Source organism: Paraburkholderia sp. RL17-373-BIF-A (assembly GCF_046030175.1).
GTDB lineage: Bacteria > Pseudomonadota > Gammaproteobacteria > Burkholderiales > Burkholderiaceae > Paraburkholderia.
In genome coordinates this window covers 50963-69132 of sequence record NZ_JARESO010000045.1, presented here as the reverse complement: position 1 = coordinate 69132, position 18170 = coordinate 50963, and the positions used below count along the sequence as shown (strand labels likewise).

The 18170-nt window shown below is 59.8% G+C and carries 14 protein-coding genes and 2 pseudogenes; 3 read left to right on the top strand and 13 right to left on the bottom strand.

The features are described from left to right. Both P0D80_RS36285 and P0D80_RS36280 read right to left on the bottom strand, forming a co-directional pair. The coding region (locus P0D80_RS36285; RefSeq protein ID WP_408291016.1) for a response regulator transcription factor at positions 1-217 on the bottom strand (217 nt) is incomplete at its 3' end. A gap of 74 nt (positions 218-291) precedes the next feature. After that, positions 292-378 (bottom strand): annotated as a pseudogene (locus P0D80_RS36280) (carbon starvation CstA family protein); the annotation flags it as partial. 267 nt (positions 379-645) lie between these two features. On the opposite strand from P0D80_RS36280, the gene P0D80_RS36275 reads away from it, so the two are divergent. After that, positions 646-906 (top strand): transcriptional regulator, encoded by a 261-nt coding sequence (locus P0D80_RS36275; RefSeq protein ID WP_408181267.1) that lies wholly within the window; start codon positions 646-648, stop codon positions 904-906. A gap of 862 nt (positions 907-1768) precedes the next feature. On the opposite strand, the gene P0D80_RS36270 is transcribed toward P0D80_RS36275, so the two are convergent. The 5 genes and pseudogenes from P0D80_RS36270 to P0D80_RS36250 all read right to left on the bottom strand — a co-directional run bounded on the left by P0D80_RS36270 (position 1769) and on the right by P0D80_RS36250 (position 8415). Then, positions 1769-1987 carry a hypothetical protein gene (locus P0D80_RS36270; RefSeq protein WP_408181266.1) on the bottom strand — a complete coding sequence of 73 codons (219 nt, stop codon included), beginning with the start codon at positions 1985-1987 and terminating at the stop codon, positions 1769-1771. An 837-nt stretch (positions 1988-2824) separates the two neighbouring features. Next, a complete protein-coding gene (locus P0D80_RS36265) occupies positions 2825-3595 on the bottom strand; it encodes a DUF3047 domain-containing protein (protein ID WP_408181265.1) in 771 nt (256 codons plus the stop codon). A gap of 860 nt (positions 3596-4455) precedes the next feature. Then, positions 4456-4557: pseudogene (locus P0D80_RS36260) on the bottom strand (IS6 family transposase); the annotation flags it as partial. 140 nt (positions 4558-4697) lie between these two features. After that, the gene (locus P0D80_RS36255; RefSeq protein WP_408181275.1) at positions 4698-6422 is read right to left on the bottom strand and encodes a cation:proton antiporter domain-containing protein; all 1725 of its coding nucleotides are present in this window, start codon (positions 6420-6422) and stop codon (positions 4698-4700) included. Positions 6423-6864: 442 nt separating this feature from the next. Further along, entirely contained in the window at positions 6865-8415 is a 1551-nt protein-coding gene (locus P0D80_RS36250; RefSeq protein WP_408291013.1) for a sialidase family protein, read from the bottom strand. A 121-nt stretch (positions 8416-8536) separates the two neighbouring features. On the opposite strand from P0D80_RS36250, the gene P0D80_RS36245 reads away from it, so the two are divergent. Together P0D80_RS36245 and P0D80_RS36240 are read left to right on the top strand one after the other, a co-directional pair. Then, positions 8537-8731 (top strand): hypothetical protein, encoded by a 195-nt coding sequence (locus P0D80_RS36245; protein WP_408181263.1) that lies wholly within the window; start codon positions 8537-8539, stop codon positions 8729-8731. Positions 8732-9496: 765 nt separating this feature from the next. Beyond that, entirely contained in the window at positions 9497-9712 is a 216-nt protein-coding gene (locus P0D80_RS36240) for a hypothetical protein (protein WP_408181262.1), read from the top strand. A 301-nt stretch (positions 9713-10013) separates the two neighbouring features. Here P0D80_RS36240 and P0D80_RS36235 read toward each other — a convergent pair whose 3' ends face one another. The 6 genes from P0D80_RS36235 to P0D80_RS36210 all read right to left on the bottom strand — a co-directional run bounded on the left by P0D80_RS36235 (position 10014) and on the right by P0D80_RS36210 (position 18143). Beyond that, entirely contained in the window at positions 10014-11483 is a 1470-nt protein-coding gene (locus P0D80_RS36235) for a hypothetical protein (protein ID WP_408291010.1), read from the bottom strand. Positions 11484-11641: 158 nt separating this feature from the next. Further along, positions 11642-12667: a porin gene (locus tag P0D80_RS36230; protein WP_408181260.1), complete on the bottom strand. Its 1026-nt coding sequence runs from the start codon at positions 12665-12667 to the stop codon at positions 11642-11644. 238 nt (positions 12668-12905) lie between these two features. Further along, positions 12906-13949 (bottom strand): porin, encoded by a 1044-nt coding sequence (locus P0D80_RS36225; RefSeq protein WP_408291007.1) that lies wholly within the window; start codon positions 13947-13949, stop codon positions 12906-12908. A 238-nt stretch (positions 13950-14187) separates the two neighbouring features. Continuing rightward, positions 14188-15597 (bottom strand): uracil-xanthine permease family protein, encoded by a 1410-nt coding sequence (locus P0D80_RS36220; RefSeq protein WP_408291005.1) that lies wholly within the window; start codon positions 15595-15597, stop codon positions 14188-14190. A gap of 150 nt (positions 15598-15747) precedes the next feature. Then, positions 15748-17046: an MFS transporter gene (locus tag P0D80_RS36215; protein ID WP_408291003.1), complete on the bottom strand. Its 1299-nt coding sequence runs from the start codon at positions 17044-17046 to the stop codon at positions 15748-15750. A 413-nt stretch (positions 17047-17459) separates the two neighbouring features. Further along, positions 17460-18143: a GntR family transcriptional regulator gene (locus tag P0D80_RS36210; protein ID WP_408181256.1), complete on the bottom strand. Its 684-nt coding sequence runs from the start codon at positions 18141-18143 to the stop codon at positions 17460-17462. Between the last annotated feature and the right edge of the window lie 27 nt (positions 18144-18170).

Below are 18170 nucleotides of genomic sequence, written 5' to 3'. Positions count from 1 at the left end.
GTTCAGGGTATTGCTGCAGCTTTCGCAGCAGTGCGATTCCATCCATCCCCGGCATTGCGCAGTCTGTGACCACAATATCAGGCCGACTTTCCAGAGCGAGGCGCAGCGCATCGCCACCATTGGTCGCGGTGCGAACGAGGTGCCCCTCTGCAGCTATCAGAATGCCAAGTGAACCGAGCAACCCCATGTCATCATCCGCAAGCAGAACCGTTGCCATAGCGCTGTCTCCACGAGCGTCCCTGCGCAGCTTCAATCCATCGCCAATTTTCATGGCAGCAAACAGTCAGCAACTGCGCCGGCGATTGCGGCGAAAAGATGGCCGAACAGCACCCACCTGTTAGTCGGTACGTAGTTCATACTGTCGTCGTGGCGCTCTGCCGCACAATGGCCTCGATTGACGAAGCGATGGAACCCATCGAGGCGAGCGGTGAACGGAATGCAGCCACGGAGTCGGAAAGCATGAAAGGGCCCAAGCGATAGAACGGCAAGCAATAGTGACGCTTGCTTCCTGGCAGTACGATACTGGGGCGACTACGACGCGTACCTCATGGGTGCGGTGCGCAGATTTCCACACTTGAGCGGGTGTCGTCGGTCCTCGTAACGATAGGGCTCCACGACGTCGCCGTTGAACACGAGGGGCCGAACATGCGGCTGATCGAACCGGATGAACACAAAGACTTTCTAGCGACCCTGGAGCGTAGCGGTTTTGCAGAAGGCGATTTCGCTCTTCTGGAAACAGATACGACGGACCCGAAAGGTGACGAGAACCTTGGTCTACAGGGCTACGTCACCATAGCCCGGCTATCGACGCAGGTTACGAAAGAATACGTGATCGGCGACGAAAGCGATTGGCTACAGCATTTCACGAAAGATCTCGAAGCAGGCGTCTTCAACAGGCCGGAATGAGAGCTCGAATGCTATCGAAGTGCAGGTGAAAGATGACCTGGCCACGCGGGTGCTCGGACAACAAGCGGCACATTCAAGCCGCACTCGGCAGAACAGCTTCGTCTCCGGCCCACCGGTTGCGTCTGGCCGGGATACGGCCGCCGGCACTGACGACCCTCGACCCCGTTGAGCTGTTCCGAAACGACTCGTGAACGGTAGCTTCCGGCCCGACATGAGCCAATCGTTTCACGTCAACTGCAACCTGCACGTTGTAGCCAACCGTTCCCGTGTGGCGCGTGCCTTCGCGCAGGGTTCCGTGAACCAATGTGCAAGACTAGCCTGGCTTGCCTTCGTGTTCGTCAACCGCAGCGCGAAGCCGATTGAACCCGTCTGCGAATGCACCCGACGCGTCACGGAATCGAGCAATTGGCATCGGAACGTTGCGTGCCTCGCCGATCGCCGCGAGTTGTATTGTCTGCGCGGCGATGTAGAACCCGGTAAGTGCGTCACCATCGACTGCGACGTCCAGTCTACATTCCCTATATAGCTCGTTGCGTCGCAGCATGCCAGTCTCCATCGTGATCTTCGAAGCACCGCTTGTCACGCCTTCTCGGGCCAAGCTAGCTGATGCTCGCTCATCGCCCACTCGTTAGGAGGAGTGCCATCAGCAGTATTCTGGTACAGCCAGCTTCCGCAGACCGTGCAATTCCGGTTGCTGCTGATTTTCGTTATGTGGCCCGACGGCCCGATTGCACTGACGCCGGAAGCGGCAAGATCGCCATGCGGGGGAACGCTGGATGGCTTGACAACTAATTCGCGACAGGCATTGCAAGGCTGCATAGCTGTCTCCAATGATCTGATTCGAGGAGTCTAAGCGCTCGGCCTATGCCGAGTTCTCGTCGCACCACTGGATCGCCCAGCGCTGCGCCGCCTCGATAGCGGCTGCGTCGGAGGGATAGTCGCCTAGATCGCCTGACCATTTGACCTCGACGGTGTCGCCGCCCACCGAGGCGCGCCGGTAGATCTTTGCACGGGCGTAGTAATGGCCGCCTTCATCGAGAGGTGACGCCTCGATATGGAAGTCCTTGTAGTCGAACTGCATCGTCGCCTCCCAATGAGTGGGGAAATCCTACAGGGCGACACTGCGCACAGCAATCGGTTGGGATAGCAATCCGTTGCTGTAGGCTGTGGAATTCAGATGCGTGGAGCCTTGCCTGCTTGTTCCAGCATTCTTGATTCTTGATCAGTCGGATCGGCGACGCGATCACCTTGATCCGTGATCGTGATCGCCGGGATATATACCTCACGCACAACAGCGACGAGAGATCGTAGTCGACCCTTTGCGGACCGTCGGACTCGCCGCAAGCGGCCACTCAATTTCCTCGACGGTGCGCTGTATGCGGCTGATCAATGCAGCCAAGTCTTGCTTAGCGCCCACCGCGGCATTCATGTTAGGCTTGGCGCAATGCAAGGTACTATCCGCTTTCGCCGCCTGTGGAAGGGCAAATGACACTCCCATAATAAAGCGAGAAATTCGATAAAAAAACACCACGCCGCAAGGACACCGCGATCCCCAGTTATTTTCATAGATATCTTCCCTCCGCCCGGCCTGGGCCTGCGAAAAAGAGGAGCATGAAAAGCAAGCTATCCGCGATCAGTGAAGGACGTTTCATACGTTGGCCACAGTTCACGCGAAACCCTTATCTTCGAAATGTTAGCGGCTCCGTTCCAGTGATGCGGATGTCAAGCGACGATTGAACGATCTAGGCGCCGATGTCGAACGGCTCAAACTGGCCGGTTGTACCCGCTGACCTACCCGCCACAAACCTGTCGTTGGCGCAAGGAGCATGGTGTCGACTGGCAGCTTACGGCGAAAGAACTGAACGACAGTCACTCGCATCGCTCCAAAGAGTTCAGTTAGTTCGGCGGCTTTAAGTTATCAAGGCCCGGTCAGGAACTCGACGTCTCCGTACCAGGCGCGTGTCGTAGTACTGGTATTGTCGGTATCGCTCAGCAGCCCGTAGCCGGTGATTCGTCCTGGCGGTTCGTGAAAGACCCGCTCGTAGTCGTGCACGATATTGCGGCGCAGGCTTTGCCACTGACCCGCGTCGCCGTGCTGACCGGAGACTATGATCATCTGTACGCGGTCCGTGTGAGGGTTGGCAATAACGGCGCCCGGCGCGGCGGCGGTCGACCAGATATACATCAGCGTGGCATAGGGCAACTCTTTGCCACCCAAGTTCTTTGCCAGGTCCATCTTGGCCCGGTCAAAAAACGATAGCTTGCTTTTGTCGCCGTCAAATAAGAACACCAGTCGCGCTGGCGCGTCTTCCTTCGATCCGACGCGATTGTCGGCGCCCTCGATCGGTTTTTCTGCTTTCCAGCGCCATGCCACGACGGGTGTGCGGACCAGGTCGATATTACCCTCGTGCATCAGCGCAGAAGCAGAGCGGTTCGCGTCCGCCCGCAGGACGGTGATGTGGTCGTCGTGAACGAGCGTGTATTGCGTCACAGGCTTGCCGTGCGCGACCGGCAGGTTCTTCCAGCCTGCGGGCAGTGGAGCGCCGGGCTCGATCGTGGAAAAGGCAATACCCGGCTTTTCGTCCTCGGCAAGGAGGGCTGGCGACGACAGAAGGAGCGCGACGCACACGGCGATCCAGACGGGCCGGGCTGTTTGTTTCCGCGCTCGATGAATCGAGTGAAGATGCATGGCTGGTCGCATTCGTCTTTTGGCTAGCATCCATTGTAGTCGGGTCAGCTGACGACATTTCAGCGGAGCCTTTACGCCGGCGGTTAGGTTCTGTTGATCTGAACGCCGGACCGTGAATCTGAAGCACAAGACCCAACCCTGCCTGAACGCGATAAACCGCGCAACCAGAGACGATGCAGATTGCCAGTTATCGTGTCCCGCTGGTGCACGAGAGGGTGTTCTTCGGCCATTACAGTCATTCGACTACCGGCGTTGGTAAGGCGGCTACGAGTCACTTCCCTGACACTCACTGGGCGGCGGTCGCGAATGACCGGCTTCACCGAACCCGGATGCGTACTTTCGACCCGAAGCTACCTGTCGCGCACACGCGTTGGCGAGTCCGCTAAGGGCCGCTGACCGGACGGTCGACAATAGGGAACCGCGAATACCGAAAGTGCCGACCTGGACCCCCAATTGCCGGGAGGCGTCGCTCTGCGGTTAGCGGCGGAAATACGTGACATTGACTGAGCAAGTCCAGCTTGCTCCGCTTCCTGAGCAGGTGCAGCTTGACGTCCCTGCGAAGATCCATCCCTTGGAGAGCCAATTCACCACGTCCTGCTCCGCTTTCTACGACAGTACTGTCGAGCAGTGCCGCCCGGCGCGGCAGGTCTGCAACCGGAGAGCGAGGGGCACTTCGCAAATCCTGCGAGCGAAGGTGCACGACGAGTCGTCGTTACCCCGTCGCGCCTAAGCGCACCAAGTAGAAAAATGCGGTAACCCAAATGCTTCCGCAGGAACACCATCGGCTTTGCGGATTTACCGGCAACGTAGTGCGTAAGCGCACGCCATACGTGGATGGCCTTCGAGTTTCTCGGTGTGTCAAGCAACTCCTCGACCATGCGCAGACTCAGCGGAAAACGGTAGTACAGCGACACTGCGTAGCTGATCACGTCGGCCGGGAAGCGGTATCCCGAGTAGGAGATCGCGTCGTTGGCAGGTGCGCTTTGCTGCAAGTCGGTTCGTTTCCTACTCGCAATTGTCGGTGCATTTCCGGCAACATGCCGGCAGCGTGACAATGCCAACGCGGGACATGTACCCGCGGACTACGAAACTGCGCTGGTGCTCAATCACTGCTGCCAGCAACCATGTCATCGGACGGAGCCTTCCCATATCGCTGCAATACAAAGTGACTCATTCCCTTGGCAAGTTCATTTTCACCGAAAAAGACTTTCTGGGCCGCTTCCCGCTCTAGCAGTATGGCCTCTTCTTCACTGTGAGTACGCACGACGACTTCGATCCCGTGATTGAGTATCCGGGCCGTCTTGATCATTTGACGCACTCTGAAGGTGTCGGGAATAGCGGCGACAAGCATGCCGGCTTGAGCGATATGCGCCTGAATCAGTACTCCTGGGTCCGAGGCGTCTCCGAAGACCGCTGCAATTCCGCCTTCTCTCAGTCGCTCGACGAGTTCGCGATTCTGTTCGGCCACGACAAAGGGAATAGCTTGTTCGGCGAGCTTCTCGCCGATACGCCGTCCAACTCGGCCATAGCCCACCAAAACAACTTGTCCCGACAAATACACTTCACTAGTCGCCGCAGGCAACTCGGCCAAGGGGTCATCCGGCCGTTCCAGTTTGCGGGCGAGCAAAGAGCGCGACCGGATCCAAACCTGAAGTGGCTCTACAGCTTTAAAAACTAGCGGGTTGACGGCAATTGAGATTAGTGCCCCGGCAAGAATCAAGCTTTGTCCTTCCAGCGGGAGTAATCCTAGGCGTCCCCCCAGCCCAGCTAAGATGAATGAAAATTCGCCAATCTGAGCCAAACTCGCTGACGCCGTGAGCGCGGTGTTCAACGGGTAGCCAAAGACGAGGACCAAACCGGCGGCGGCGATCGGGGTGCAGACAATAATTACGCCCAGCACGGCAACGACCCGAAGTGGTTGGTCGACCAGAATCATCGGGTCGAACAGCATCCCCACCGAAACAAAGAACAAGACGGCGAACGCGTCACGCAGCGGTAACGACTCTTCCGCAGCACGGTGACTGAACTCGGACTCGCGCATCATCATGCCAGCGAAAAATGCCCCCACAGCGAAGGATATGCCGAATAGCTTGGCAGCCCCGAAGGCAACGCTGACGGCTGTCGCCACAACGCACAGGGTGAATAACTCTCGGGAGCCCGTGCGGGCAACCTGCCAAAGCAGCCACGGAAAGGCTCTGCGACCAACCACCAGCATCAAAGTGATGAACGCTGCAATCTCGAAAAGCGTGATTCCGAGGGTCTGCCACAAATTCGCCGCGCCACTGACTGGGGTTTTGCCGCTGAGCCACCCACCCAAGGGCGGCAGTAGTACGAGCACGAGCACCATGGCAAGGTCTTGGACCACCACCCAGCCCACTGCGATATGTCCGTTCATTGACTCCAGGGCGCCACGCGCCTCAAGTGCCCTGAGTAACACTACGGTGCTCGCAACCGACAACGCCAGACCGAAAACTAGCGATCCCCCGAGGCCCCAATCCCAAGTAGCCGCTAAGCCGGTGCCAAGTGCCGTCGCGAAGGCCATTTGTATCGCAGCACCCGGCACAACGATCTTGCGCACCTTCATCAGGTCATCCAGGGAAAAACGCAGCCCAACGCCGAACATCAGCAACATCACACCGATTTCGGCAAGTTCTGCCGCAATCTCCGTATTGGCGACGAAGCCCGGCGTAAATGGGCCAATTAGCACCCCGGCCAACAGGTAACCAGCGAGCGCCGGAATTTTGATGCGAATAGCAAGAAAGCCCAGCACGAGGGCCAACCCAAGTGCGGTTGCGATGGTTGTGATCAAAGGAATGCTATGGGACATCAATTCGCCCTTATGGGAATTAATCGACAACGTTCACTGCTCCTGGGTATTTAATCGCTAACGCTGCGACGCTGCGCGCCGTGGTCGCGGAGAAACGTCTAACGGGCTCATCTTCGTCGTCAACGTCGGCGTAATAGTGGCCGTACGCTCGACTACGTGAACCGGGAGTAGACGGACACCGTATGTGCCTTCGGAGGTTCAGTGGCTTGGATCGGTCTGTTTCATTCCCGGCATGGTCGGCAACCCCGTTCATGATTCTCGGTTTATAACGAAACTTTATGATGCTCGCTGACCGGGTGACCTGTTTATGTTGTGAATTGCTGAAAGGCTCGCCCGGAGCGTGCGTGAAGTCGTGCGGTGGACGGGTGGCTTTAGCCATTGCGGGCCCATGCCGCACTCGTGCGATCCGTGAAATAAATTGGGTTCAGCTTGGTTTATGGCATCAAATGCTCGGAAGTCGTTTTTTGATGAAGTGCGAGCTGCTTCGCGGCCGTCCGGTGTGTAACGAACTGCGGCCATTCAAACACCATGGGCCGCGCGCGGTCACATGGTGGCGGGGGTTCGGCGCTTTCCGAGGTTTGTCCAGGCCGTCGGAAACTTCGCATGGCGGTGTCCCGCTTTCGTCCGTGAAACACGGGATACAGTATGCAGGATGGTCTTCGCCTAGCGGCCCAGCGGTGCCGCTCGCATTCATCCGCCCGAGCATTAGCCACACACGGCTGTGCCCGCCCAATTTCATGCTGGTGTTGACGACGGCAATCCTGCCGTCGCCGCCGACAGCAAGTTTTTTGCCCAGAAGTCCCTGATGGCTGCCATTTGTCCCGCCCCGCTCGTCCTGGCTGCCTGGCACCAGTTGCGGCGGCAAAAAACTGTGCCCGTCATCGCGCGAGACGGTGAACTCCAGTCCCAGCGGCCGGGTTGAAGCACCTTGAAACAGTTCCCATGCCACGTGTAGCGTCCCTTGCCGGTCGACTGCCACGGCCGGATACGCGGCGCCGTTGCCGGCATGTCGCTGCGGCTGCGAGATAACCTGCGGAATGCCGAACTTACCCACACCGGCGATGGATTGGGCGTAGCGCACATAGTAGCGGCCCGACGGCCCGTCTTCGCTTTCCGCATATACCAGGTGCAGCGTGCCGGTTCGCCCTGCGGCCAGACGTGGCGCGTCGGCATGGCCGGGACCAGCCCCAACCACGTGCGGCCGCCCGAAGGTTTGGCCGCCGTCGTCCGACTGGGCAACGCTGATATCGGCACTGCGGTCAGCGCCGACCGTCCAGGCCAGGTAGACGGTTTGGCCGGGGCCGGTTGCCAGCGACGGGCCACGCGCCGGCCGCTTGCCGTCGCCGGCTACATGCACGGGCCGCGAAAAGCTGGCGCCGCCGTCGGTCGAGCGGGCCAGCCACAGCATGCCGTCGTACTCTGTCCACGCGGCCAGCAAGGCGCCGTCCGGCGCCATCGCCAGGTCAAGACTGCCGTTTGACCAGGTGTCGCGGTCCAGCCGTCCTTTGCCGTCCCCGCCACGCGAGTTCGACAAATTGATGGGCGCGGAAAAGCTGGCGCCGCCGTCGGTGGAGCGCGCGAACAGGATATCGCCCCCATGCGATCCGCCGGAGAAAATGATCTCCTGCCAAAGTAGGCCGATCTTGCCCGGGTCTCCCGGCGCCACCACCATGCGAGGCAGCCAGGAAAATGTCGCCGGATTGCGCGACACGTTAACCGGTCGGCCTTGCGCAGTTCCGTCGGCTGAGAGCGACTGATGGAAAACATCTTTCTTCTTCTGGTCGACCCATGCCACCTTGACACCGTCGGCGGAATCGAAGGCAACCGTCGCGTCATCGACATAGTCGTAGCGCGAGTCGTTCTGGCGCCACGCCCCCTTTTCACCGCGGCCCTCGGCGATCTCGGTGATGCCGATCCACTCGACCGATGAGGGAGCGGCCGCGAAGGCAAGCACTGCCGTAAAGGCGAGCGCGGCGGCGGCAATCATATTCATTGTTCGGGTATCTCCTGCAGTCGCGCATCGGCGTGCGGATCCGGACAAAAGGGCAGCGGTTCGTCCTCGGGCCAGCGCTCGAACCGCGACGATTCCCGACGCTGGCCTTGGAATTGCGGCGTTGCTGTCGTCGTTTGGCTTGGCTGATGGGTTGGCACATGCTGTCGAATGCGTTGCTGTGATGCCGTTCCGCTTTATGACCAACCGGCGTCGTCCGGATCTCGCTTATGGTCAGGTGAGAGTAGCGCGCGACGTTATTTTTGCCATTTTTAAGCGTCTCATGATGAAAAGTAACAGCGATTTTTTCCTCGAATAGGTACATTACAATAACCTTTCTTTTGTGCATGTATCAAAGGGAATTTGATGGTTCGATATCATCGTGGCGCAGCGATACGGCCATCCATTACGAGGCAGGGCAACACGTTCGGAGCGCGCCTGTATCGTGAATAAGGACGGGGAATCTACCTCATTGGGCAATCCCGGTCAGTCCGCGAGTCCGAATTGCGCTTATGAATTTGCCGTGCGCAGTGCGACTGCTTTTGTCGATGGCAAACCCTGCCCCGCCATCCGTTCGGAGGCCGTCCAACCGCGTAAGGGGTACGGGAAACATTTACTGATGCGAAGCAGCACCAGGCAGGTCCTGCCGCGAGCAGCGTTCCGTCAAACATTCGCAGGCAGTTGATGACGGTTTCTCGCGGAGCACATTAGGGTTACTTTGCGCTGTTGCTTACCTTTAACCATAGCAGGGCGTGACATGAAGAAATCTCTCCTGGTAGCATTCCTGTTGGCTGCGGTGGCTCTTGCTGCATGCAACAAGTCTGGCGAAACGGCTGCGCCAAGCGCTGCTAGCGATACGTCGGCTGCTTCTGCACCGGCTGCGGCTGCCTCGGAAGCTGCTGCGGCATCGGGCGCAAGCCAGTAAGGCTTGGCCCCTAAGTCTCCTCACATGACTTACCAAGCCAAACTTGAGGACGCAGGCGCGGCCTGATTTGATGACGCGGTTGTCCGAAGCAGAAACGGCCGCGCACGAAAGGAGCCCAAATGTACAGATCTCAAATAGCAAAGTTCCAATACACCGCGCATGCGCGGTAAGCGCCGCACATACGACGTCACGCTTAACGTCGTGCAAAAGGATTCTGGTGTCTGTGCCTATGCCGCGTGGGTGCAATTCCAGCACGAATTTAAGGGTAGCGGATTGATCCTGCCACTTATTGCCAACACACGTGACGGCGCCACAAAGGAAGCCCGATTACGTATCGAGAAGGACATTGAATATCTCGCCGGCATCGTCGAGTGAGTGACAAGTGACGAACTCCGGGCCGGATCAAGCCATCTCGGTGCTGCGCCGGAATTGCAGGGTGCCTTCTTGCGCCCCACACGTCGTATTCGCACAGCAGCATCCGCAGCCGTTTCGTTAGCCCGGGAAGAGACGATGCCGACAAGCGAGATGTTCCGGCTACCTAGCTCCGACGCCCCCGCGATTTACTTTGCCGCCGGTTAGGGGCCGTCGTCAGTTTTTTGGTCACCCACGGCCCGCGCCTGGCATCCATGCATACGAGACGTGTGCCGTAGCTTTGAGGCACAGGATCGTCGAATCGTCAGATTTTTCCCGCGGAGGAAACCATGAGTAAAGAGCACCTGGGTGATCGCGCGAAAGCGATGGAGGAATCTTTTTTTGCCAGGCAGAACGAAGCGCTTCGCCAACGCCTCAGGGAGTCGGAAGATACTAAAATAAAAAAGCAGGCACTCTCCGCTGCTTCCGGCATCACCGATGACGGTCTGCTCGACAAGCTTGTAGCGCTCAACCTTCTGGCCTCAGCAAACATGAGGTGAACTATCAACCGCTCGAGCAATGGCTCGCAGAGCCACCACCTCCCGAAATGCTGATTAAATGGAAAGCGTACATTGAGGCGCTTTCGGCCACACTGAACGAGGAAGCCAGACAAGCGCTCAAGGCGACCCTTCTGGGTCGTGCTCGGGGAATCGCGGAAGCGGCAGGAGGGTTTCTCGGCATTGGGAGCAGGGTTTCGAGGGCCGAAAAGGCCGTACTGGGCGAGCTTGAAAGATCTTTTCTGTAGGCGGCTGCATTGACAATCTCGACGCCGGCGACCCGGCGTGCCACACAAAGTCGCCGGTGGTTGATGTGATTCCAGCCTAGCGGCGCAACGTGCGGGATCAGGCTGTCGTCGTTGGTTTGGCTCGATTTTGTGCGGCTCGTGAGTGCACGTGAATCGGGCGGCGAAGGTCGTCTGTAAAAAATGCTTTACAGATCGAAATTTCGGTCCGGTCGGCATTAAATTGATTTTCCTGCGGCGTGCGTCAGGCGCCCGTTCAGTCAACAGCTCACGTGTGAGGTCGCGGCCCACCGGAGACCGTTCAAAAGTTGGGGAGGTCGATTTCGTCTGACCGCACTGGCTTATGGCAGGGTTGCAGGGTCTGTTCGGTGCTCGGTGCCGGCCTGGCAATGCTACCGTGGTGCATTCACCGTGTCGCGAGGCGGCTATCTTGAACCCCGAGATGCGATGTGACGAGAATTCCCCGTTCAAAACCGCGACTCTGACCTGCGCCATGCAGTGCGCTCCTTCACCAGTCCAGCGCATCTGTCGCTTCCTGGCCATACGGTAGCTGACAACCTGGTTCACCGCAGACTCGGCGATGCTGCTGCTGATCGGCAAGCCCTTGCGGTGCCGCGCGCTGTAGTTGACCAACGTGGGCGCGTTGTTCCTCAGGTAACTGGAGACGGTGTTCAGATGCCACCACAGTGTTTTGAATTCGTATCCTTCTCTCGCCAGCAGCCGACTGTCCAGTGCCTTGATCCGTTCGACCGCCTTGCTGCCCTTGCCATGCCAGACCAACCACTTCGCGTGCGTGATTTCGGTCTCCACTGGCTCCTGGTCCATCGAGCCAATCATCTTGCTGCCGAACACGGGACGCAGCGCCGCCTGGAACTTCATCGCAATGTGGAACCAGTCGAGGATCCGGCCGCGAGCCAGTTGACTGCCCTCGACCGTCTTTGCAAATTCACCAGCGTCGTCGCTGATCACGGTCACGCGTTCATCGCTCGCCACACGGCTCCGACTGAGTCGCCGGCATCCAGTCGCTCCCCGGCGGCTCGTATCGATGAGGGCTCGCGTCCGGCGCCCGACCGGGAAAGATCAGTGCAACCTTCGAGCCCGTGTTGCATGGGCTCAAAGATATTCGACGCGTCCCTCACGTCCGGTTCGGCTTAGAAAAAGTGGTTCATGCCGAACGAGACGCCCGTCTGTTTTTCATGCAAGGACGGGTTCAGCGTTGCATTGGTCACGTAGCCACCCGTGAAATGCGTGTAGTCGATATCGGCGTAAAGCTCAGTGTTTTTCGACAGCGCATAGCTGACGCCCAGAATGGCGACGTCCTTTCTGCCGTCCACGCCGTTCGTCGCGTTCTTGTCGTCGTAATACGCACCCGTTACGTTGAAGACCGACGACGCGTGATAGCGAAAACCGCCCCACAAATATTGATTGCGCGTCTCGCCGTGCGCCGTGGAGGGAACCGCCTGGGTTGCGAGCGAATAGCCACCCATCAGGTCGACGGGACCGAGCGTCACGGCGCCGCCCGCAGTGTATTGATTGTTGGCGAAATACGCGCTCGACGTGGCCGAAAACGGGTTTGAGCGATGCGTATAGCCCGCACCGAACTTGAACAGTTTGGTGTGGTAGTTCAAGCCGCCCGCAAGCATGGTGCCGCTAGCGAGACTGCCTGCCACGCCGCCCGGCGCATAGACCGCGCGAGCCGTCCACGGGCCGAAGTTGCCGTGGTAGTGGATAGCGTTGTCGTCGCGGCCGCTGGTGCCGCCCGAAATCGCCGCCGCTTCGGTAATGCCTAGATAGTGCAGGTCGAACGGCTCGAAGTCCTTGATCAACCTGTGCTGCAGCGTGAACTGATGGCCGATATTGACCTCGCCGAACGGGCCGCCTAGCCCGACGGTCGACGTACGCTGGAACAGCTGGTTGGTCGTGCTGCTGTTGGCACCAGTCGACAGAATGTAGCCCGCTTCCAGATTGAAGCGGGCGTAATATCCACCGCCCAGGTCCTCGATCCCGAGAAACCCCCAGCGATTCGATTTGTAGACGCCGTTCGATGCCATCGTCAGCGCCGCGCCGCCTGCCTTCGTGCCGTTCACGACATTGCGCAGGCCGCCGTCCAGAGAGCCATACAATGTAACGCTGCTTTGCGCGTAAGCGGCACTCCCTGAAAGCCCCAACAAGGTCATTGCGGCCACTGCTGGCCGCCGACCGAACCTGCGCGCGCCGCTCCCGGTCCTTCCACTCTTAAACATAGTTCCTCCATTGACATCGTTAAATTCGTGAGGCCGTGGTTGCACGAAGGTCGGGTTCGAACTGCATGCGACGGCCCATCATTGCTGTCTGAATTCGCGCACCCGCTTCTCTCCGGCGGAGCCGGATCGGCATGTCGCGCGCGTCGTCGGCGTCGTCGGCGCCGGCAGTCGATCAGAACTGTGTGCGCAGACCGCCACCGATCGTGGTGCCGCTCGACATCCTGGTCGCGCGATCGGACAGCACCGCCGCATAGATGTCGGTGCGCGTTGATAGCGGGTAGTCATACGAGAGCGCCCAGGTGTTGCGATAAACCGAGCTATGGCCGCTACTCTTCGAATACGCGTCCGAGCCGAGAATCCTGCCGAGGCCCACTGGAATCGAGAAGCCGATCTGACCGGTATCGATGCCGACGTCGCCATTCGAAATCGAATCCCACACGTGCTGGTACTGGCCAAACAGCTTCACGTAGTGAAGGTCGTACGACATGCCGAGGTTCACCACCGACTGCGTCGTCAGTCCCGGCAGCACGGTGTCGAGGTCGCCGGCGTTCAGGCTGTACTTGATCTGCTGATAAACAACCGACGTCGCGAAAGCGCCGCGGTTGTACGAAATCTGGCCGCTCCACTTGTTCTGGCCGAGATGGCCTGGGTCGTTGCCGAACGAGTACATGGCCCGGCCGATGAGGCCGCCGAACGACGGCGACGCGTAGTACACGGCGTTCCACCACTCGCCCGCATTGCCGAATACGCCCTGGCCGTTCACGCCGACGTAGCTGTGCAGTACGCTCGGCGAGAACACGAATGAGTTTCCGAAGGGGTTGAACGTAATGGTCGAGAACCACAGCAGCGGCGGAATCAAACCGGCAGTCGCCGTGCCGTATGGGCCGGTCACTCCCACGTACGCGTTACGCGAGAACAGGCCGTCATGCGGGAAACCGGCGCGGCCCATCGTGCCGTTCTCGATATTGAAATAGCTTTCGAGGTCGAAGATGACCTTCGTGCCGCCGCCGATGTCCTCCGACCCGCGTAGGCCGAAGTACGGCGCCGTCATGCCACCGTTACCGGCGATCACGCTCGACTGACCGTTCATCGGCTTCTTGTAGCCGACGAACGCATCGAGAAGCCCGTAGAGCTGCACGCTCGATTGCGCGTGGGCCACCTCGGCGAACAGCGCTGCGCCGACAATGAGCGCTTTCATCCCCAACTTTATTTTCATCTATGTCTCCCGCCTTTCCAAACCTGGATTCATGGCTGCGAAGCGGCGCGCCTTCGAACACGTTGATATGTGTCGAATGACGCTCCGAGCGCTCGCTCTCTTTATTGATACGTAGTACAAAGTATTAAATCTGTATTACGGCGTTTTTCCCGGTGTCTGCGCACTACATCCAGAAATAACCGTGGGTCGAAGAGTCCGGACAGGCCGCTGCCCGCCCGGACATGTTTTGCGGCGTTTCCTAAGCCTGGTTCTGCGTGCGGGAAGGCCTGGCCGCCGACGCGCTCGACGGCTGCTGCTTCGAGCAAAGCAGCGAGTGTAATGCGACGAGCGTGAGTCCGCCGGAGATCACCGGCTGCTGAAGCACGAGCTGGAGCATCAACGGCATCGCATGAATTACTTCCGGTGAGATGAACAGACCGCCGAGGCCAACGAGAAACGCGAGCCCCGACGCGATCAGGCGGCGATCGTCCCACTCGACCTGCGCGAGAATATGTACGCCATGCATGAAGACAATGCCGAACAGCAGCGTCGCGGCGGCCGAGATCACCGGAATCGGGACGACGACGAGCAGCATGTCGAACTTCACGCAGCCGCCGAGTACGATCAGGAGGATGCCTGCGGCGAGCGTCACGAAGCGCGAACCGATGCGTGTGGCGCGCAGAATGCCGATGTTGTCCGGATACGCGATCGTGCTGAAGCCACCCCACACTGCCGCGACCACCGAGCCGAGCGCGACGCCGAACAGGCCTTCGGACATGCGGCCTGGGCTGAGCGTCTCTTCGCCCCATTCGGCGACTGTCTGGTAGAGGGCCATCGATCCCATGCCCGCCGGAATCAGCACGAGCAGGAACACTGCGACGAGATCGAGGCGCACGCCGAAACCGAACGGGAAGATGCGCGGCTCGACGAGAAGCGGCGCAGCGGCCACCGCCGCAAACGAAACCGGCTCGAACAGCGTGTAGGCCAGCGTGCCGAGCGCAAGGCCGAGCAGGATCGCGACGCGCCGCAGCCGGCGGCCGCCCCAAAGCATCGCGAAAACGATACCGGCCACTGCGACCGCGCCGGAAAGCAGGTTCACGACCGGAAAGCCGGGGCTTTTAGCGCTGCCGATCCAGGTCGGCAGCGCGACGCTGGCAATCTGCACCACGATCAGCATGACGATCATTCCGGAAATGATAGGCAGGCGCAAATGCCTCGCGAACATGCCCGCCACGCTGCGTCCACGGATCGGCACCGTGAGCACGCACCAGATCAATGACGCGGCGAAGAACGACCCGAATGCTGTACCCAGGCCACCCGACTGCAAATGACCGACCGTCAGGAGCGCACCAAAGCTGCCTGCGTAGGGACCCTGCGCGATCGGCAGACGCAGCAGCAGCACCGACTGCAGAATCGTGACAATTCCGCAGGCCATGAAAGTCATGCCATACAGGTACGCGATCTGCGGATCGGACAAATGAAACGCGCGGCCGAGAAGTCCCGGGAACACGAACATGCCCGTCATTCCGAACACGTTCTGCAGCGCGAGCACGGCCAGTTGCGGGAGTGGCAACCGCTCGTTGATTCCGACGTCGAAGACGCGCGCGGATGGACTGTCTGCGGTGGCCTCCCGGATCGAAGCGCCGGATTTCGGCATGTCTGTGCTCAAGGTGTGTTCCATTAGGCCAAAAACGAAATCCTGTCCGGCGACTCGACTGGGGCCGCGTCGCACCCGTTCCCTTCGAGCGCTATCGCACGAAGGAAACACCTGTATCGCCGGGGCGGACGATTCCGCCTGCCCGGTAGTCTTCAGTGATCCTCAGTTGTCGAGCGGAACGCCCTTTGTCTCGGGGCCGAACCAGATCGACACCATGCCGACAATAAAGAGCAGCGACACCGCCGCCGATGCAGCCGGGAACGAACCAAACTTCGCGACCACCGCATTGCCGGCGATCGGACCGATACTTGTCAGCGCGCGGGCCATGTTCCAGCAGAAGCCCTGCCCTGTCGCACGCACGCGGGTCGGAAAGAGCTCGGGCAAATAAGCGGCAAAAGTGCCGAACGCGCCAATGACGAAGTAACCGTACACCGGCATCAGCCACAGCACCCGGCCGATGTCATGCACCGTCATGAACAGCACGAGCGACACCACGAGTGAGCCTGCCGAAAAGATGAAGTACGACATGCGCCGGCCGAGTGCGTCGAGCATCCAGATCAGCGTAAGGTAGCCGAGCGTCGCACCGATCATCATGAGAATGAACGCGTAGCTGACCGTCCTGCCGACGTCGCGATGATCAATGGCTGCAGCCGACAACTGGTGAATCCAGCTCGGCAGAAACGTGAGACCGCCCCAGCAGCCCAGCATGGCAGCCGACGAGATGATCACGCCGATGATTGTCTTGCGGCGTAATCCCGGCGCGAAGATGGCGGTGAAAGTTTGCATCGCCGATTCGGCTATGACGCTGTCGCGCACTTGCACCCAGCGTTGAGGCTCAGGCACGAAGCGGCGCACGAGAATCGTGACGAGCGCGGGCGCGGCGCCCACGCCGAGTACGACGCGCCAGCCGAAGCGGCCAAGCAGCAGGTTGTCGAGCGCTGCCGCGAGAAAGCCAAACGCGAACGCCATCTGCATGATCTGCATGGCGCGGGCGCGTTGGCGACCGGGCCATGATTCGGCGACGAGCGCGGCCCCTGCCGCCCATTCACCGCCGATGCCGAAACCGGCCAGCGCCTGTGCGACGGCAAGCTGAGGCCAGGTCTTCGAAAATGCGCTCAGCAGCGTGAAGGCCGCGTAGATGAGGATGGTCCAGCCCATCACACGAGAGCGGCCGAACCGGTCCGCGGCCACCCCGAACAGCACGCCGCCGATGCCCCACGTGAGCAGCTTGCCCGCAATGATGTAGCTGCCGATCTTGCTGATTTCGGTCGCGTCGGTGCTGTGCAATAGCTGGCTCACGCTCGGCACGAGCACAAGCGTGAAGAGATTCAGATCCATCGAGTCGAACATCCAGCCGAGGAACGCCGAGATCAGCGCCAGCCACTGGTAGCGCGACAACCTGAATCCCTGAGACTCGGCCGAAGCCACCGGCGCCGCCTTGGCGCCCTGCGATATGCCCATTCTTCCCGTCTCCTATCTGCCGCCAAATAAGCGAGCACGTTGCTCGATGCGGGTCGTAGCGCCCGATTTCGTCATTTGGCGGAGTATATCGTAATGCAGTGTGATTGCAATACAGATTATTGTATTACTGTCTGCCGATCCTTTGGCCACGGGAGACGCCTACGGCGCGGCGTCATACAGGGAGGTATCGAAAGAAATGAGCGATGTCCGCAGCCCGCAAACCCGTCTGGGCCTAGGCGGGAAAGCGCGCTGGGAAGGGCTAACGCCGCGAGTAACGAGGGAAAAAGAGCGCCTCATGTTGCGTACCGCTCATCGGACCGGTCCGCAAGCCGGACCGTTGCGTGTCGAGGCGACGATTCCGCCTCTAACGTACCGGGTACGAAAGAGGCCGGCAGACGCGGCGTTTCGTTGACTTAGCTGGTTGCTGCCGCGAGCACTTCGACCGCGAGGCTTTCGGCTTGCTCGACATGGCGCTTGCACGCCGCCGCGGCTGCGTCGGCGTCATTGCGCATGATTGCATCGACGATCGTCGCGATTTCGTCATAGCTTTGCGGAAGGCGCCCTGCCTGCGAAAGCGTCGTGGCGCGCAGCATCATCACTCGCGTATGGACGAGCCGTAGCATCTCCGTGAGAACCGGGTTGTTGGCGCCTTCGAGCATCACGTCATAGAACTGCGCCTTCTGTTTCAGGAAGCTCATGGTGCCCTCCTGGCCTTGCATGTCCCGCATCGAGGCGAGCTTTTCCAACGCCTGTTTCAGCTCGGCACGCTGGTCGACCGTCGCTCGCTCGGTGAACTGCCGGCCCGCCAGTGCTTCGAGTACGGCGCGCACTTCATAGAGCCCTCGCGCCTCGTCTGCCGTCATTACCGAGACGATCGGACCTTTGTGCGGAATGATCTGCACCAGCCCCTCGGCCACCAGTTGACTCAGCGCCTCACGAACGAGCGTGCGGCTCACGCCGAGCATTTCGCACAGTTCGCGCTCGATCAGCCGGTCGCCCGGCTTGAAGGTCAGGTCGCTAATACATGAGCGCAATCCGTCGATCACCTGCTGGCGCAGCGTCGCCACCGGTCGCACTACCAGCCTGTTGGTATTCATTCCATCCCCTTGTCATATGAATCAAAA

Bases quoted from the DNA above. Each gene is read 5' to 3' on its own strand.
- P0D80_RS36275 (WP_408181267.1), top strand. From the start codon at position 646: ATGCGGCTGATCGAACCGGATGAACACAAAGACTTTCTAGCGACCCTG.
- P0D80_RS36240 (WP_408181262.1), top strand. From the start codon at position 9,497: ATGCGCGGTAAGCGCCGCACATACGACGTCACGCTTAACGTCGTGCAA.
- P0D80_RS36215 (WP_408291003.1), bottom strand. From the start codon at position 17,046: ATGGGCATATCGCAGGGCGCCAAGGCGGCGCCGGTGGCTTCGGCCGAG.
- P0D80_RS36230 (WP_408181260.1), bottom strand. From the start codon at position 12,667: ATGACCTTGTTGGGGCTTTCAGGGAGTGCCGCTTACGCGCAAAGCAGC.
- P0D80_RS36270 (WP_408181266.1), bottom strand. From the start codon at position 1,987: ATGCAGTTCGACTACAAGGACTTCCATATCGAGGCGTCACCTCTCGAT.
- P0D80_RS36265 (WP_408181265.1), bottom strand. From the start codon at position 3,595: ATGCATCTTCACTCGATTCATCGAGCGCGGAAACAAACAGCCCGGCCC.
- P0D80_RS36250 (WP_408291013.1), bottom strand. From the start codon at position 8,415: ATGAATATGATTGCCGCCGCCGCGCTCGCCTTTACGGCAGTGCTTGCC.
- P0D80_RS36210 (WP_408181256.1), bottom strand. From the start codon at position 18,143: ATGAATACCAACAGGCTGGTAGTGCGACCGGTGGCGACGCTGCGCCAG.
- P0D80_RS36225 (WP_408291007.1), bottom strand. From the start codon at position 13,949: ATGAAAATAAAGTTGGGGATGAAAGCGCTCATTGTCGGCGCAGCGCTG.
- P0D80_RS36255 (WP_408181275.1), bottom strand. From the start codon at position 6,422: ATGTCCCATAGCATTCCTTTGATCACAACCATCGCAACCGCACTTGGG.